The organism is Acinetobacter lwoffii (assembly GCF_019343495.1).
GTDB lineage: Bacteria > Pseudomonadota > Gammaproteobacteria > Pseudomonadales > Moraxellaceae > Acinetobacter > Acinetobacter lwoffii_P.
In genome coordinates this window covers 67,068-82,677 of record NZ_CP072550.1, presented here as the reverse complement: position 1 = coordinate 82,677, position 15,610 = coordinate 67,068, and the positions used below count along the sequence as shown (strand labels likewise).

General features: G+C 49.7%; 17 protein-coding genes and 1 pseudogene. 10 read left to right on the top strand and 8 right to left on the bottom strand.

Annotation, left to right across the window (positions count from 1 at the left end; genetic code table 11):
* The first annotated feature begins 88 nt into the window (after positions 1-88).
* The 6 genes from aac(6')-Ib to J7649_RS14725 all read left to right on the top strand — a co-directional run bounded on the left by aac(6')-Ib (position 89) and on the right by J7649_RS14725 (position 5,876).
* A complete protein-coding gene (gene aac(6')-Ib / locus J7649_RS14750; protein WP_033917551.1) occupies positions 89-676 on the top strand; it encodes an AAC(6')-Ib family aminoglycoside 6'-N-acetyltransferase in 588 nt (195 codons plus the stop codon).
* A 168-nt stretch (positions 677-844) separates the two neighbouring features.
* Positions 845-1,192 (top strand): quaternary ammonium compound efflux SMR transporter QacE delta 1, encoded by a 348-nt coding sequence (locus tag J7649_RS14745; protein ID WP_000679427.1) that lies wholly within the window; start codon positions 845-847, stop codon positions 1,190-1,192.
* Positions 1,186-2,025 (top strand): sulfonamide-resistant dihydropteroate synthase Sul1, encoded by an 840-nt coding sequence (gene sul1 / locus J7649_RS14740; RefSeq protein WP_000259031.1) that lies wholly within the window; start codon positions 1,186-1,188, stop codon positions 2,023-2,025. Before J7649_RS14745 ends, sul1 (J7649_RS14740) begins: the two co-directional genes overlap by 7 nt.
* A gap of 404 nt (positions 2,026-2,429) precedes the next feature.
* On the top strand, positions 2,430-3,971 hold the full coding sequence (locus tag J7649_RS14735; RefSeq protein ID WP_000050481.1) for an IS91-like element ISCR1 family transposase: 1,542 nt from the start codon (positions 2,430-2,432) through the stop codon (positions 3,969-3,971).
* A gap of 329 nt (positions 3,972-4,300) precedes the next feature.
* Positions 4,301-5,227, top strand: coding sequence for an inhibitor-resistant extended-spectrum class A beta-lactamase PER-1 (locus tag J7649_RS14730; RefSeq protein ID WP_001100753.1), 927 nt, complete (start codon positions 4,301-4,303; stop codon positions 5,225-5,227).
* Between the two features lie 73 nt (positions 5,228-5,300).
* Positions 5,301-5,876 carry a glutathione S-transferase family protein gene (locus tag J7649_RS14725; protein ID WP_001176353.1) on the top strand — a complete coding sequence of 192 codons (576 nt, stop codon included), beginning with the start codon at positions 5,301-5,303 and terminating at the stop codon, positions 5,874-5,876.
* 38 nt (positions 5,877-5,914) lie between these two features.
* Here the strand turns inward: J7649_RS14725 and J7649_RS14720 are convergent, their stop codons facing one another.
* Positions 5,915-7,756 (bottom strand): ABC transporter ATP-binding protein, encoded by a 1,842-nt coding sequence (locus J7649_RS14720; RefSeq protein ID WP_219310169.1) that lies wholly within the window; start codon positions 7,754-7,756, stop codon positions 5,915-5,917.
* Between the two features lie 370 nt (positions 7,757-8,126).
* Here J7649_RS14720 and J7649_RS14715 point away from each other — a divergent pair, with 370 nt between their 5' ends.
* Entirely contained in the window at positions 8,127-8,828 is a 702-nt protein-coding gene (locus J7649_RS14715; RefSeq protein WP_032495674.1) for a hypothetical protein, read from the top strand.
* On the opposite strand, the gene J7649_RS14710 is transcribed toward J7649_RS14715, so the two are convergent.
* Complete coding sequence (locus tag J7649_RS14710) at positions 8,801-9,130, bottom strand: hypothetical protein (RefSeq protein WP_033917513.1); 330 nt, start codon at positions 9,128-9,130, stop codon at positions 8,801-8,803. The genes J7649_RS14715 and J7649_RS14710 overlap by 28 nt on opposite strands.
* Positions 9,131-9,628: 498 nt before the next feature.
* On the bottom strand, positions 9,629-9,859 hold the full coding sequence (locus tag J7649_RS14705; RefSeq protein ID WP_032495677.1) for a hypothetical protein: 231 nt from the start codon (positions 9,857-9,859) through the stop codon (positions 9,629-9,631).
* A gap of 2 nt (positions 9,860-9,861) precedes the next feature.
* Here J7649_RS14705 and J7649_RS14700 point away from each other — a divergent pair, with 2 nt between their 5' ends.
* The 3 genes from J7649_RS14700 (at position 9,862) to J7649_RS14690 (ending at position 11,640) form a co-directional block, all read left to right on the top strand.
* Positions 9,862-10,179, top strand: coding sequence for a DMT family transporter (locus J7649_RS14700; RefSeq protein WP_071211019.1), 318 nt, complete (start codon positions 9,862-9,864; stop codon positions 10,177-10,179).
* Complete coding sequence (sul1, locus tag J7649_RS14695) at positions 10,173-11,012, top strand: sulfonamide-resistant dihydropteroate synthase Sul1 (protein ID WP_000259031.1); 840 nt, start codon at positions 10,173-10,175, stop codon at positions 11,010-11,012. Before J7649_RS14700 ends, sul1 (J7649_RS14695) begins: the two co-directional genes overlap by 7 nt.
* Before the next feature lie 127 nt (positions 11,013-11,139).
* Complete coding sequence (locus J7649_RS14690) at positions 11,140-11,640, top strand: GNAT family N-acetyltransferase (RefSeq protein WP_000376623.1); 501 nt, start codon at positions 11,140-11,142, stop codon at positions 11,638-11,640.
* Here J7649_RS14690 and J7649_RS14685 read toward each other — a convergent pair.
* The 5 genes and pseudogenes from J7649_RS14685 to J7649_RS14665 form a co-directional block, all read right to left on the bottom strand.
* Positions 11,609-12,601 (bottom strand): TniB family NTP-binding protein, encoded by a 993-nt coding sequence (locus J7649_RS14685; RefSeq protein ID WP_001381192.1) that lies wholly within the window; start codon positions 12,599-12,601, stop codon positions 11,609-11,611. The two genes, J7649_RS14690 and J7649_RS14685, sit on opposite strands and share 32 nt — an antisense overlap.
* A gap of 2 nt (positions 12,602-12,603) precedes the next feature.
* Positions 12,604-13,011 (bottom strand): annotated as a pseudogene (locus J7649_RS14680) (Mu transposase C-terminal domain-containing protein); the annotation flags it as partial.
* A gap of 411 nt (positions 13,012-13,422) precedes the next feature.
* Entirely contained in the window at positions 13,423-13,851 is a 429-nt protein-coding gene (locus J7649_RS14675; protein WP_033917495.1) for a hypothetical protein, read from the bottom strand.
* A gap of 22 nt (positions 13,852-13,873) precedes the next feature.
* On the bottom strand, positions 13,874-14,830 hold the full coding sequence (locus J7649_RS16820) for a hypothetical protein (RefSeq protein ID WP_227504909.1): 957 nt from the start codon (positions 14,828-14,830) through the stop codon (positions 13,874-13,876).
* A 335-nt stretch (positions 14,831-15,165) separates the two neighbouring features.
* Positions 15,166-15,591, bottom strand: a complete 426-nt coding sequence (locus J7649_RS14665) for a hypothetical protein (protein WP_033917496.1) — start codon at positions 15,589-15,591, stop codon at positions 15,166-15,168.
* Positions 15,592-15,610: the final 19 nt, after the last annotated feature.

The following is a 15,610-nucleotide window of genomic DNA, read 5'->3' as shown; positions in this document are numbered from 1 at the left end:
CCATCAAACCGGACGCCAGAGATTCCGCGCCTGTTGCGCATGGCTTCGCCATTTTATGCGCAATAGGCGCGCCACCCTGTCGCCGTTTATGGCGGCGTTAGGCATCACAAAGTACAGCATCGTGACCAACAGCAACGATTCCGTCACACTGCGCCTCATGACTGAGCATGACCTTGCGATGCTCTATGAGTGGCTAAATCGATCTCATATCGTCGAGTGGTGGGGCGGAGAAGAAGCACGCCCGACACTTGCTGACGTACAGGAACAGTACTTGCCAAGCGTTTTAGCGCAAGAGTCCGTCACTCCATACATTGCAATGCTGAATGGAGAGCCGATTGGGTATGCCCAGTCGTACGTTGCTCTTGGAAGCGGGGACGGATGGTGGGAAGAAGAAACCGATCCAGGAGTACGCGGAATAGACCAGTCACTGGCGAATGCATCACAACTGGGCAAAGGCTTGGGAACCAAGCTGGTTCGAGCTCTGGTTGAGTTGCTGTTCAATGATCCCGAGGTCACCAAGATCCAAACGGACCCGTCGCCGAGCAACTTGCGAGCGATCCGATGCTACGAGAAAGCGGGGTTTGAGAGGCAAGGTACCGTAACCACCCCAGATGGTCCAGCCGTGTACATGGTTCAAACACGCCAGGCATTCGAGCGAACACGCAGTGATGCCTAACCCTTCCATCGAGGGGGACGTCCAAGGGCTGGCGCCCTTGGCCGCCCCTCATGTCAAACGTTAGATGCACTAAGCACATAATTGCTCACAGCCAAACTATCAGGTCAAGTCTGCTTTTATTATTTTTAAGCGTGCATAATAAGCCCTACACAAATTGGGAGATATATCATGAAAGGCTGGCTTTTTCTTGTTATCGCAATAGTTGGCGAAGTAATCGCAACATCCGCATTAAAATCTAGCGAGGGCTTTACTAAGCTTGCCCCTTCCGCCGTTGTCATAATCGGTTATGGCATCGCATTTTATTTTCTTTCTCTGGTTCTGAAATCCATCCCTGTCGGTGTTGCTTATGCAGTCTGGTCGGGACTCGGCGTCGTCATAATTACAGCCATTGCCTGGTTGCTTCATGGGCAAAAGCTTGATGCGTGGGGCTTTGTAGGTATGGGGCTCATAATTGCTGCCTTTTTGCTCGCCCGATCCCCATCGTGGAAGTCGCTGCGGAGGCCGACGCCATGGTGACGGTGTTCGGCATTCTGAATCTCACCGAGGACTCCTTCTTCGATGAGAGCCGGCGGCTAGACCCCGCCGGCGCTGTCACCGCGGCGATCGAAATGCTGCGAGTCGGATCAGACGTCGTGGATGTCGGACCGGCCGCCAGCCATCCGGACGCGAGGCCTGTATCGCCGGCCGATGAGATCAGACGTATTGCGCCGCTCTTAGACGCCCTGTCCGATCAGATGCACCGTGTTTCAATCGACAGCTTCCAACCGGAAACCCAGCGCTATGCGCTCAAGCGCGGCGTGGGCTACCTGAACGATATCCAAGGATTTCCTGACCCTGCGCTCTATCCCGATATTGCTGAGGCGGACTGCAGGCTGGTGGTTATGCACTCAGCGCAGCGGGATGGCATCGCCACCCGCACCGGTCACCTTCGACCCGAAGACGCGCTCGACGAGATTGTGCGGTTCTTCGAGGCGCGGGTTTCCGCCTTGCGACGGAGCGGGGTCGCTGCCGACCGGCTCATCCTCGATCCGGGGATGGGATTTTTCTTGAGCCCCGCACCGGAAACATCGCTGCACGTGCTGTCGAACCTTCAAAAGCTGAAGTCGGCGTTGGGGCTTCCGCTATTGGTCTCGGTGTCGCGGAAATCCTTCTTGGGCGCCACCGTTGGCCTTCCTGTAAAGGATCTGGGTCCAGCGAGCCTTGCGGCGGAACTTCACGCGATCGGCAATGGCGCTGACTACGTCCGCACCCACGCGCCTGGAGATCTGCGAAGCGCAATCACCTTCTCGGAAACCCTCGCGAAATTTCGCAGTCGCGACGCCAGAGACCGAGGGTTAGATCATGCCTAGCATTCACCTTCCGGCCGCCCGCTAAATATCTCCTTTTGGGTTGTTAATAAAACATCCAATAAGTTGACTGTGCGTGAAAAAGAAAGTTTTGTGTGATGGCGTTGAAGATCGCACCGTTAAGCTCTTATGTGGGATGGTGCAGAGCTCGACGACTACCGATAAAACGCAACCGCCGCAAACAGACAAGAAAAAGCCCCAACTGATAACAGTTGGGGCTTCAGTATTGTGATTGGTGGAGCAATAGCACCCTGAACCCAAAACCTTCTCGCTCAACCGGTAGTGGCTGATAACAACTCGTGAGGGCTATTGCGGGTTAAGCATTTAGCGATGTCTAGGGCCAGACTGGACGTCTGAACGCAAGCCGCTGATACTGTACATAACCACAGTATCAGCGGAGGATACCCATGTCGCTGGCAAGGAACGCCACGGCGAGTCAATCGCCCACTCAAACAAACGGTTACGAACGCCACCAACCCGACCAGACGCTGCTCTACCAGCTGGTTGAGCAGCACTACCCAGCCTTCAAAGCCTCACTCGAAGCCCAAGGTCAACACCTGCCTCGCTACATCCAACAAGAATTCAACGACCTCCTCCAATGTGGCCGTCTGGAGTATGGTTTCATGCGGGTTCGCTGCGAGGATTGTCATCACGAGCGTCTGGTCGCCTTCAGCTGTAAACGACGCGGCTTTTGCCCTAGCTGCGGTGCCCGCCGGATGGCCGAGAGTGCGGCGCTGCTGATAGACGAAGTCTTCCCCAAGGAGCCCATTCGCCAGTGGGTGCTCAGCTTTCCTTTCCAGCTACGCTTTTTGCTGGCTCGCCATCCCCAGCTGATGGGCCAGGTCTTGAGTATCGTCTATCGTACACTCTCAACTCATCTGATCAAAAAAGCCGGTTACACCAAAGCCTCTGCACAAACTGGCTCAGTGACTCTTATCCAACGCTTTGGCTCCGCGCTAAATCTCAATGTCCACTACCACATGCTGTTTCTCGATGGTGTCTATGCCGAAGATGACTATGGCAAGCAACGCTTCCATCGTGTCAAGGCACCCACTTACGATGAGCTGAATACGCTCGCTCACACCCTCAGCCATCGCATCGCTCGCTGCATGGAAAAGCGTGGGATTTTGGAGCGTGATGCCGAGAATACGTGGTTGACACTGGAAGAGGGCGAAGACGATACGCTGACTCAATTACATGGTGCTTCGGTTACGTATCGCATTGCCGTCGGCCCCCAGCAAGGGCGCAAAGTCTTCACCCTGCAAACCTTGCCAGGGCGTGAGGATAAAGCCGACTCAAGCAGTCGAGTAGCCAACCATGCTGGTTTCTCGCTACACGCCGGTGTGATGGCCGAAGCGCATCAGCGGGATAAGCTTGAGCGCTTGTGTCGCTACATTAGTCGGCCAGCGGTTTCAGAAAAACGTCTGGCATTAACCGCCAATGGGCAGGTGCGTTACGAGCTCAAAACTCCGTACCGCAATGGCACCACCCATGTGATCTTCGAGCCGCTGGACTTCATCGCCAAACTCGCTGCGTTGGTACCTAAGCCGCGAGTCAACCTCACACGCTTCCACGGCGTCTTTGCACCGAACAGCAAACACCGAGTTCAAGTAACACCCGCCAAGCGGGGCAAGAAGCCCGACAAATCGGAAGGTCTCGATACTAACTGGCGTGACAAGAGTCCTGCAGAGCGCCACCGCGCCATGACCTGGATGCAACGCCTCAAGCGAGTCTTCAATATTGATATTGAAGTCTGCGAACACTGCGGCGGTCACGTCAAAGTGATTGCCAGCATCGAAGATCCGAAGGTCATTGAGCAGATTCTCAAGCATCTGAAACAGAAAACAGCCAAGGCGAATGCCGCCAAGCAGCGTGAGCTGCCACCAGAACGAGCGCCGCCACTGACTCCCAGCCTGTTCGATCCATCACAGAGTCGTCTCTTTGACTGACGACCCCAAATCCAACACTGCTCAACACTGCCAACTTTTAAACGGGGCGGTGGGGCAGTTTGTATCTCTCGAGCTATCAGGCTAGAGATTTTACCGCCAAATCGAACCTTATTAGAGCGGTTTAGGCTGGACCGGCAGTTAAAATTGGGGCTTGAGCGGTAAACGAGTGAGGGAATTTCAGGTAAGATACTTCGGATGAGGAGCAAAAAGGTGGTTTATACTTCCTATACCCTATACCCAAAAAGGTGGTTTATACTTCCTATACCCTAAAAAGGCAGCTTTGGCTGCCTTTTGTATAATTCATATCGACTTATCAAAAGGACAATTCGATGAATGTCATTATAAAAGCTGTAGTTACTGCCTCGACGCTACTGATGGTATCTTTTAGTTCATTCGAAACCTCAGCGCAATCCCCACTGTTAAAAGAGCAAATTGAATCCATAGTCATTGGAAAAAAAGCCACTGTAGGCGTTGCAGTGTGGGGGCCTGACGATCTGGAACCTTTACTGATTAATCCTTTTGAAAAATTCCCAATGCAAAGTGTATTTAAATTGCATTTAGCTATGTTGGTACTGCATCAGGTTGATCAGGGAAAGTTGGATTTAAATCAGACCGTTATCGTAAACAGGGCTAAGGTTTTACAGAATACCTGGGCTCCGATAATGAAAGCGTATCAGGGAGACGAGTTTAGTGTTCCAGTGCAGCAACTGCTGCAATACTCGGTCTCGCACAGCGATAACGTGGCCTGTGATTTGTTATTTGAACTGGTTGGTGGACCAGCTGCTTTGCATGACTATATCCAGTCTATGGGTATAAAGGAGACCGCTGTGGTCGCAAATGAAGCGCAGATGCACGCCGATGATCAGGTGCAGTATCAAAACTGGACCTCGATGAAAGGTGCTGCAGAGATCCTGAAAAAGTTTGAGCAAAAAACACAGCTGTCTGAAACCTCGCAGGCTTTGTTATGGAAGTGGATGGTCGAAACCACCACAGGACCAGAGCGGTTAAAAGGTTTGTTACCAGCTGGTACTGTGGTCGCACATAAAACTGGTACTTCGGGTATCAAAGCCGGAAAAACTGCGGCCACTAATGATTTAGGTATCATTCTGTTGCCTGATGGACGGCCCTTGCTGGTTGCTGTTTTTGTGAAAGACTCAGCCGAGTCAAGCCGAACCAATGAAGCTATCATTGCGCAGGTTGCTCAGACTGCGTATCAATTTGAATTGAAAAAGCTTTCTGCCCTAAGCCCAAATTAACAGACTATCAGCACTATCTAAGCCGCTGACTCTGGTTGTACACTAAAGCTATGGTTTGAAATTGGAGTAGGTTATGCAGTTATTAGGTTCAGTGGCTTCCCCTTTTGTTCGTCGTTTACGTTTAGTACTGGCAGGGCAACCTTATCAGTTTGTAGCGCTTAATATTTTTGAGTCTGAAGGCCGTTCAGTGTTGGTACAACATAATCCGGCACGCAAAGTGCCTGTGTTAGTGGATGGAGAGCAGGTTATTTTTGATTCAGGCGTAATTTATCGTTATTTGGCTTCGAAACTGAAATTCAAACCATTGAGCTGGGATCAGGAAAACGGTCTGACGACCATCAATGCCTGCACAGACTCCTTGGTTGAATTACTGCTTTGTAAGCGCTCAGGTTTTGACGTGACTGAAGATAAATTGTTTTTTAATCTTCAGCATGAGCGAATTCAGGCGACGCTAGAGGCACTTGAGCAACAAATCAGGGCAGGGCATTTCGGTGACTGGGACTATCCTGGTATCAGTCTGTTCACTTTAATCGACTGGATATTGTTCCGCGATTTAGTCGACTTAAAACCCTTCCCTGTATTATTACAGTTCAGAAATGCGCATTTAAACCGGCCGATGGTCGCTGAAACCGACCCGCGTTTAAGCTAAAAACAACAGGTCAGAGCCAAGACTCTGACCTTTATTATTTATTCCACACCAATAAAGCCGCCGGTTTGATGCGCCCTTAATTGAGCGTAAATACCGCCTTTGGCGATCAGTTCCTGATGACTGCCTTGTTCCACAATACGACCTTGATCCAGAACGATCAGCCTGTCCATAGCTGCTATGGTAGATAAACGGTGTGCAATGGCTATAACCGTTTTGCCTATCATCAACTGAGTCAGACTATGCTGAATAGCTGATTCTACTTCGGAGTCCAGCGCTGAGGTGGCTTCATCCAAAATCAGAATAGGGGCGTTTTTCAGTAAAACCCGAGCTATTGCAATACGTTGACGTTGACCACCAGAAAGCTTGACTCCACGTTCGCCCACCTGAGCGTCGTAGCCACTGTTGCCTTTAGGATCGGTAAGCTCCTGAATAAAAGCATCGGCTTCGGCTAAACGGGCTGCTTCAATCATTTCCGCTTCGGTAGCGCCAGGACGACCATATAAAATATTTTCCCTTACAGTACGGTGTAGCAGGGAGGTATCCTGGGTCACCATAGCTATATGAGCGCGAAGACTTTCCTGTGATACAGTTTTGATGTCCTGACCGTCTATCAAAATCTGGCCTGAATTGACATCATAAAAGCGCAGCAGTAAGTTCACCAGCGTGGATTTACCAGCACCAGAACGGCCGACTAAACCTACTTTTTCACCGGGTTTAATCGACAAGTCCAGACCATCAATCACAGGACCATGTTCACCTGCTGCTTTGCCGTAGTTAAAGTTCAGTTGCTTAAACTCAATCTGACCTTGTGGCACTTCAAGCGGCTTCGCATCAGCTTTGTCGATGATTTGCTGAGGCTGAGACAAAGTCGCAATACCATCTGCCACAGTACCTATGTTTTCAAACAGTGCACTGACTTCCCACATGATCCACTGCGACATACCATTTAAACGCAGCGCCAGACTGACTGCGATGGCAATAGAGCCCACAGTGACGGCATTGACAGACCAAAGCCATATCGCCAGCGTGGCAATAGAGAACACCAACAGATAGTTCAGACCCTGCACACAAATATTGAGCCAGGTAGCCAGTCGCATTTGTCTGTACACAGGCACCAGAAACAGCTGCATGCTATCGCGGGCGTATTCTGACTCACGAGCCGTGTGTGAAAACAGTTTAATAGTGCTGATATTGGTGTAGCTGTCGACAATACGGCCTGTCATTTCTGAACGGGCATCGGCTTGTTCTGTTGCAACTTGTTTCAGTCTCGGCACAAAATAAAACTGCAAGCCGGTGTATATGACTAACCAGGCAATCATCGGCAGTACCAAGCGCCAATCTGCATCGGCGATCAGATACAACATAGAGCCAAAATACACCACCACATACACCATCACATCCAGCAGCTTGGTGGCCGTTTCGCGCACTGCCAAAGCCGTTTGCATCACTTTAGTGGCGATGCGACCAGCGAATTCATTCTGGTAGAAACCCAAACTTTGTTTCAGTAAATAACGATGCGCCAGCCAGCGGATCGACATAGGGTAGTTACCCAATATAGTTTGGTGGATCAGGGCTGAGTGAAAAAATACCAAACCAGGCAACACCAGCAACATCACTATGGCCATAGTGATCAAGGTATCCTGCTCTTCCTGCCAGAAAGTAGCCGGATTCTTGGTTACCAACCAATCGACTAATTGCCCCATATAGCCAAATAAGGACACTTCTAATGCGGCCAGTAAGGCTGTCGCAATAGACATCAGGATCAGAGGCAACACCATGCCTTGACTGTAATGCAAACAAAATGCAAACAGGCCTTGAGGTGGCTGAGTTGGCTCTTTATCAGGGAAAGGGTTGGTTAAGCGTTCAAAAAAGCCCAGCATAAAATTCCTCTGCAGCAACGAAAAAGGCAGTTATTGTACGTCAAAGTTTAAAAAACAGATGTAACTATTTGATGAAAGCCCGGTTTAGAACGGCCATCTTATTTTATAACCGATAGCTTGTGACTCGCTTTTTTGCTGAACAGAACAGCAGATTGTTGAAAATAAATACAAAAAATCTGAAAAATCCAAAAGATGCTATATCACATGAACTCAGCAGCTTAGATTTATTGAAGGACCGTTAATAGGTAATAACTGGAAAATCTATAACTTAGCTTCTGTTTTGTCAGCTTGCAAAGGACTTTTTGCTTTCTACACTGAAAATACAGAGTACCCGAATCAGGGTGTTGTCTCGTCTTACAGGAGTGTTGAAATGGATGCCAAAGAATTATTGGTCTACATGAAGCAGGCAGAACTGCAAGCTGAGTTAGTCGTTGAGGCTGGTCAGCAACTGGACAGAGCCATCAAACAATTACATGACTGGTCTGAAGACTGGGATTGTCAGCGCCGGGCTTGTGAAGATATGTACGATGCCGTGCATTTAATTCTGATCCATAGCTATCAATTATCCCGGATTTTCTGGCCCGCCAAGTGTTGCGGAGAACTGGGGCTGGATTTGTGTCATAGAGCCATGGCGCTGCGAAGTGAAATCAACCTGCCTGATCTAAACCATCCACTGCGGAATGAGGCGTTATGGCGTCATGCAGATGAGCTGGATCATTCAGTGCGGGATAATACTGCTCTGCGTCGTTATCAAGCGCATCATTTAACCGGTTTTAATCAGGTGATCACCTGGATGGATAATGAAGCCATGTTTTGCTGGCTTGAACCTGCCAGTAAAACCTTTGTGTTTCATGCCGAGGAGTTTGCTTTAGCCCAATTACTGGATGCTGTGCATCAGGTTCAGCAAGATATTCAGAATTTTCTTAACAAGCAGCATCAGTCAAATCTAAAGGTGGCCAAAGCTGGCGTGCATCACTATGAGAAGCAGTGGGGGGCATTTAAAATAAGACAAGACAGATCTTGTCCACAGCTTTGTTGTTATGACTACTTATCTAATTTAATAAATCCGTAGGCAGAAATCTCGCTGAGCTTATGTTCTCTGATCTTTTTTGCGACTTCTGCTTGGTAGTCTTCAATGTACAGGTGCAAAAAATCTTTAAACTCTTCATCCAAAGCACGTCTATCCACAGAGTTACCGAACCGTTGCGCTTCGTATGCAAGCAGGCATAATCTATGCGCCCGGATCTCCATATCAGCGGCCACCTGCTTTTCGATAATGTTTAATGCATCTGACATTCCAATCAACTTCTTGTAGAAAAACAGACTTAACAGTAAAAAGCCAAACGTAATTGCAGACATAACAAAAGTCAGCATTCCTGAAGTTCCTTTCTGTGCTTGACGGCTCCTGATATGGACCATAAAAATATCGCTAAAATTGCTGCGATATTTATAGCTGGTATTCCATATTTGTATATACCACCCAATAGATCAGTGCCAAATATGACTCTGTCTGTGAATCTCGCTACCTGCAGAACAGAGTGCATCAAGATGCTTAAACAAATGAATTGAGTGATTTGTTCAACCGCCCATACGAATTTTCTATGAATAACCCAGATGATACCAAGCGTCAATGTTTGACATATCACCCAACTTGGGTACCAAAGTAAGCGAGCGAGCTCAGGAGATGTTTCAGATATCCCCATCAGCAAAGGAGCAATCCTGTCTTGAGCTAATCCCGATAAAGTGAGTATCAATATGGTTATTCGTGCAGATTTACTGGCCGACCAGACTAAGGACAGCAGTAGAGAACCTATGCACAACACCCATAAGTACTCAGCAAGAGTCGTAATAAATGTCCCCACAAACTACCTCTTATTTTGGTGGTTCATTACCCCAGCCACCACCTAATGTAGTCAGTGTTGGATTTATTGCTTTAGATTCTTGCTGCTCTGCAGCCAGCTTCGCCTTTGCTTCAGCAGATAAGGTGACAGTGTCTGCAGTAGAGGGTGCTGTTGTAGTGGTGGTTTTAGCCTGAGCAGCAGGAGCAACAGTTTGTATTGTTGATGTAGCCGCTGTGCCCGGAGTATTTAAGTTGATTTGCATAACTGTTCCTTACCATTGTCACTAAATCAGAAAACAAATGTACCGAGGGCTTTACTAAGCTTGCCCCTTCCGCCGTTGTCATAATCGGTTATGGCATCGCATTTTATTTTCTTTCTCTGGTTCTGAAATCCATCCCTGTCGGTGTTGCTTATGCAGTCTGGTCGGGACTCGGCGTCGTCATAATTACAGCCATTGCCTGGTTGCTTCATGGGCAAAAGCTTGATGCGTGGGGCTTTGTAGGTATGGGGCTCATAATTGCTGCCTTTTTGCTCGCCCGATCCCCATCGTGGAAGTCGCTGCGGAGGCCGACGCCATGGTGACGGTGTTCGGCATTCTGAATCTCACCGAGGACTCCTTCTTCGATGAGAGCCGGCGGCTAGACCCCGCCGGCGCTGTCACCGCGGCGATCGAAATGCTGCGAGTCGGATCAGACGTCGTGGATGTCGGACCGGCCGCCAGCCATCCGGACGCGAGGCCTGTATCGCCGGCCGATGAGATCAGACGTATTGCGCCGCTCTTAGACGCCCTGTCCGATCAGATGCACCGTGTTTCAATCGACAGCTTCCAACCGGAAACCCAGCGCTATGCGCTCAAGCGCGGCGTGGGCTACCTGAACGATATCCAAGGATTTCCTGACCCTGCGCTCTATCCCGATATTGCTGAGGCGGACTGCAGGCTGGTGGTTATGCACTCAGCGCAGCGGGATGGCATCGCCACCCGCACCGGTCACCTTCGACCCGAAGACGCGCTCGACGAGATTGTGCGGTTCTTCGAGGCGCGGGTTTCCGCCTTGCGACGGAGCGGGGTCGCTGCCGACCGGCTCATCCTCGATCCGGGGATGGGATTTTTCTTGAGCCCCGCACCGGAAACATCGCTGCACGTGCTGTCGAACCTTCAAAAGCTGAAGTCGGCGTTGGGGCTTCCGCTATTGGTCTCGGTGTCGCGGAAATCCTTCTTGGGCGCCACCGTTGGCCTTCCTGTAAAGGATCTGGGTCCAGCGAGCCTTGCGGCGGAACTTCACGCGATCGGCAATGGCGCTGACTACGTCCGCACCCACGCGCCTGGAGATCTGCGAAGCGCAATCACCTTCTCGGAAACCCTCGCGAAATTTCGCAGTCGCGACGCCAGAGACCGAGGGTTAGATCATGCCTAGCATTCACCTTCCGGCCGCCCGCTAGCGGACCCTGGTCAGGTTCCGCGAAGGTGGGCGCAGACATGCTGGGCTCGTCAGGATCAAACTGCACTATGAGGCGGCGGTTCATACCGCGCCAGGGGAGCGAATGGACAGCGAGGAGCCTCCGAACGTTCGGGTCGCCTGCTCGGGTGATATCGACGAGGTTGTGCGGCTGATGCACGACGCTGCGGCGTGGATGTCCGCCAAGGGAACGCCCGCCTGGGACGTCGCGCGGATCGACCGGACATTCGCGGAGACCTTCGTCCTGAGATCCGAGCTCCTAGTCGCGAGTTGCAGCGACGGCATCGTCGGCTGTTGCACCTTGTCGGCCGAGGATCCCGAGTTCTGGCCCGACGCCCTCAAGGGGGAGGCCGCATATCTGCACAAGCTCGCGGTGCGACGGACACATGCGGGCCGGGGTGTCAGCTCCGCGCTGATCGAGGCTTGCCGCCATGCCGCGCGAACGCAGGGGTGCGCCAAGCTGCGGCTCGACTGCCACCCGAACCTGCGTGGCCTATACGAGCGGCTCGGATTCACCCACGTCGACACTTTCAATCCCGGCTGGGATCCAACCTTCATCGCAGAACGCCTAGAACTCGAAATCTAACGTCCGTTCGGGCATCGAGGTCCATGTCGGGGTGGGACGGGCCCGTGGCTTCAAGATCACTTGCAGTCCGACCGCGATGTCTTGGTTGCGCGAGAGGTTGTCGACAGGCCATGCTGAGTGTGCGATGGTTGATCGCTTCCTCGCCGCTCTCCACGGCGACGATGGCCGCCGCCATCAGCAAGTGCGCCAGTTCCCCTATGGTGCCCTCGCTGCGTGTGAGCAGGTAGCGAGCCATGTCCAGCGTGGCAATTGGGGAAGGCCGGCGCAGCGGGAGCGAAGCGGCGAAGCTGGCCAGCAGTGAGCAGCAATCGTCGTTGGCCTCCCATACCGGCAGCATCATCGGCTCGAAGCGATTTTCCAACTGGTCATCGGAGCGGATGGCTAGGTAGGCGTCGCGCGTGCCTACCCCAACCAACGGGATGCGCAGTTCGTTGCCGAGGAAGCGCAGCAGGTTGAGGAATTCCCGGCGGTTGACGCTGTTGCCGGCCAGCACGTTGTGCAGCTCGTCGATCACCAGCATGCGCACGCCGACCTTGCGCAGCAGTGCCAGAGCCAGTTGCTCCATTTCCGGCAACCGTGGGCGTGGGCGCAGCGGCGCGCCCATCGCGGCGAGCAGCGCGACGTAGAAGCGGATCACGGACGGCTCGGACGGCATCTGCACGACCAACACCGGGATGTGCTCCTGGTCGGCGTCGGAGCTGGCCGGGTGGGTGCGGCGGAACTTCTCGACGATCATCGACTTGCCATTGTTGGTCGGGCCAACCAGCAGCAGGTTGGGCATGCGTTGCTTGTTTGGCCACGCATAAAGGGCTTCCAGCCGGTTCAGCGCCTCGACTGCGCGCGGATAGCCGATCCAGCGGTCGGCGCGAAGGCGCTGGATGCGCTCGTCCGCCGGAAGACGGGCCAAGCCCTGGGCCGCCGGCAGCAGGTGGGACAGGTCGATGATGGGATATTCGTCCACGGCTACCACTCCTCAATCTGGTCGAACGGTTTGGCGGGTGGCAAGTTGTCTGCCTGCGGGTCGGCAATATCCGTATCCGGCGGAACGGGCTTGTCCGGCCGAGCTGATGTCTTGAGGTGCTGGCGGCGATCCGCGTCACGCCGCGCCTTGCGTGTGGCCTTCTGCGCGCTGGTCACAATCTCACGCATCTGGCCGATCATGCGGAACAGCGCCGACTCATCCACCTGTTCGCGCCCTTGCTGCCGCAGTTTCGCCAGCGCCTGCCGTTGTTCCCAGAGGGTGACAGCCGGATGCGACAAGGTACGGTAGGGAATTTCCAGGTAATGCTGTCCCTCCGGTTCCAGGACCCAGATACGGCTGATGTCGCGCGGATCGCGCCGGATCAGAAAGGACGGCCAGCGTTCACGCCGCTGTGACTGACCATTAAAGTCTCAAAAATGACATTAATGTTCTAAACTTTAACAATATAGTTGTAAACTCAAAGAGGAAGTTTGAATGAATATTACGAAAAAATCAGATTCAATACTTGTGGTATTTTTTAAGTTGTTTCTTTGTAGCAGTGCATTTGTTGCATGTATTTTATTTGGATTTTGGTTGAGTCCAATGCAAGTACCATCCCCAATAGTCATTTTTATATCACTTGCAATCACCGTTTTATTTACTTATTGGATATTTGGAATAGGTAAACTCAAACATAAGTAAATTTACAACTATTATGTCATAAATGGATTGGTTATCTAAACTCAAAGTTCATTGAGTTTAGAACTATAATGTAAATTTACTGAATCATACCTAATGTAAGTTATTGATTTTATGATTCATCAGTTTAAGTCTTTAATGTGCAAAGACAGTTGCACAACTTCATCAATCAAATAAGCAACAGGACTTACAGATTGGCTTTTTGTGAAAGTCGGTGCACCAGCTTCAGCGATAAACTTCTCGCTAATCGGTTTTTTGATTTCTAAGCGATACACACGGCGCAGCTTGTTTAAGCAATCAGACATTGAGCCATCGCCAATACCGTGACGGGCTTTCTTGTTATCACGAGTCTTAAACGTGAAGTATGGAAAATGTTTGGCCATGACTGCAGTAATGTCTTTACCAACCAAGTAAATGTGGCTGTGTGTTTCGTAGAAGTGGGTAAATGACGTCTCTACGTGATAAGCAGCCAACAAGCTTTTTGCTTGAGGGTCAGTGATAACCGATTTAACTTGGTTAATCATTTTTTTGGCAATTGTTTTGTTATTCATGATGAACACCCTATAAATTTGATTAATTAGATTGAGTTAATGCAAGTTGCGTAAAAATACGTTTTAGGCACACTTTACATGTAACAAGGTGCGGTACCGTGTCCACGGTAACTTCACCTACTTTCATTTTGAATTCTTTCTTTGCTTCATCTGCAGGGAATAAGCCTCCAGCTGAGCACAAGTACTGGTTTTTCTCACGAACCAATTTAGATCCTGAGTAGTCTTCATCAAAAACCAAGTGAGTCACTGTATTTGATTTTTCACCATCGCCCCATGATCCAGCTGACAAGCCTGACATTACAATTTTTACACCAGTGAACCATTTGAACGGTAAAGCACTGAAGTTTTTCTTCTGATCGATAGCATCAAAGATCGGTTTAGCTTGTTGCAGCGCATTGAATAATTCAAACAATGCAGTAATTTTTTTCTTAGCATCCTGTTCAGCCTGGTTCCACTTGGTTTGCGCCTCATACTCAGCACGGGTATACCAGACCACTTGCCCATTTTTTGCATATAGCCAAAGTTTTTTACCAGTCATGAGATGGTTCACCATCGCATCGGGCATATCAAACATGAGGTTGTTAAATGACATAACTTTGTCATTCAGGTTGATAAAAGACTTTTTATCTTCAGGTAGTAGCACCGGCACTAACGTAGAGCGTACTAATGCTTCGTAGTTGTCAGTAGACATGCTAGAACGTGGGAAACTATGACCTGTAAACACTGGCTTAAGATAAGGGTTGTATGGCAACTCAGTTGCTAAAACCTTGGTGGACCATTCTTCCCACAAATTGAACTTTTTAGCTTGTTCAACCATATGGTGCAGATCTGCAGTAGAAATTCTAACTGATGGCATTGAAGGGTTATTTATTGATTCTGGCGCACGAGTTACACGAACAAGTTCTATAACTTCATGCGCTTCAATTGGACCATATTTGCGATCAAGGTTTTTGCTAAGTAATTCATTAATAGTAACCATTTCAACTCCAAGTTTTAAGCTTTCTGCTTCAATATGTTTATTTTAAGATAGAACCTAAACCAAAAACTTTTTTAAAATTATTTATTTTTATTATTGTTTTACTGGTCCTTGCTGCGACTTTTAACAGATAGCAGCTAAAAATAGTAATGAGGATGCTATTAAAATGATGGAAGCAATTAAGGTACCATACAAATAAGCATTGATCCTGGTGCGCCAGATCTAGCGCTGGCCACAACCAAATTTCTAAACCTTTTTTTAATCAATTAAAAAACATCGAATGCGGTTTTCAACTGCCAACCAGTGAAGCAATAGACATGCTTCACTGGTTGTTGTTATTAAGCTTCAGTCAATTCATTAATATCTAGGATATGAACGCCGTTTGATGTCAGTAGCCAACATGAGAGGGTATGTGCTTCAGTGACTTGAAGTATGAGGCTGTTAAGAGTGTCACTAGATTTTTTGCAGTAAAGGCAATCAGGTTCAGGATTGCTACCATCATCATCAATCAATGGCGTGTCAGCAATTAAGCGGTATGAAGCATACTTAATGATGTCAATATCATCGGCATTGATTGGCTCTTTTGAGCTTAGGCGTACTTGCTCTAAACTGAATGCTTCAGGTTCAATCCATTTAACCTTACTGGTGTTTTCAATCTGGTAACTTAACTGAGTGCCATCAGCAAAAAACACGACAAATTGACCATCTTCAATGTGCTGTACTTTAAAATTGCATGGAATGGTGAATGTGTTGTAGTAATTCATGGGGTTTCTCCAAGTTGTA

Bases quoted from the DNA above. Each gene is read 5' to 3' on its own strand.
- J7649_RS14720 (WP_219310169.1), bottom strand. From the start codon at position 7,756: ATGCTGGGCTTTTTTGAACGCTTAACCAACCCTTTCCCTGATAAAGAG.
- J7649_RS14690 (WP_000376623.1), top strand. From the start codon at position 11,140: ATGGACAGCGAGGAGCCTCCGAACGTTCGGGTCGCCTGCTCGGGTGAT.
- J7649_RS14665 (WP_033917496.1), bottom strand. From the start codon at position 15,591: ATGAATTACTACAACACATTCACCATTCCATGCAATTTTAAAGTACAG.
- J7649_RS14675 (WP_033917495.1), bottom strand. From the start codon at position 13,851: ATGAATAACAAAACAATTGCCAAAAAAATGATTAACCAAGTTAAATCG.
- J7649_RS14725 (WP_001176353.1), top strand. From the start codon at position 5,301: ATGCAGTTATTAGGTTCAGTGGCTTCCCCTTTTGTTCGTCGTTTACGT.
- J7649_RS14705 (WP_032495677.1), bottom strand. From the start codon at position 9,859: ATGCAAATCAACTTAAATACTCCGGGCACAGCGGCTACATCAACAATA.
- sul1 (WP_000259031.1), top strand. From the start codon at position 10,173: ATGGTGACGGTGTTCGGCATTCTGAATCTCACCGAGGACTCCTTCTTC.
- J7649_RS14730 (WP_001100753.1), top strand. From the start codon at position 4,301: ATGAATGTCATTATAAAAGCTGTAGTTACTGCCTCGACGCTACTGATG.
- J7649_RS14745 (WP_000679427.1), top strand. From the start codon at position 845: ATGAAAGGCTGGCTTTTTCTTGTTATCGCAATAGTTGGCGAAGTAATC.
- J7649_RS14715 (WP_032495674.1), top strand. From the start codon at position 8,127: ATGGATGCCAAAGAATTATTGGTCTACATGAAGCAGGCAGAACTGCAA.
- J7649_RS14710 (WP_033917513.1), bottom strand. From the start codon at position 9,130: ATGCTGACTTTTGTTATGTCTGCAATTACGTTTGGCTTTTTACTGTTA.
- J7649_RS16820 (WP_227504909.1), bottom strand. From the start codon at position 14,830: ATGGTTACTATTAATGAATTACTTAGCAAAAACCTTGATCGCAAATAT.
- J7649_RS14735 (WP_000050481.1), top strand. From the start codon at position 2,430: ATGTCGCTGGCAAGGAACGCCACGGCGAGTCAATCGCCCACTCAAACA.
- sul1 (WP_000259031.1), top strand. From the start codon at position 1,186: ATGGTGACGGTGTTCGGCATTCTGAATCTCACCGAGGACTCCTTCTTC.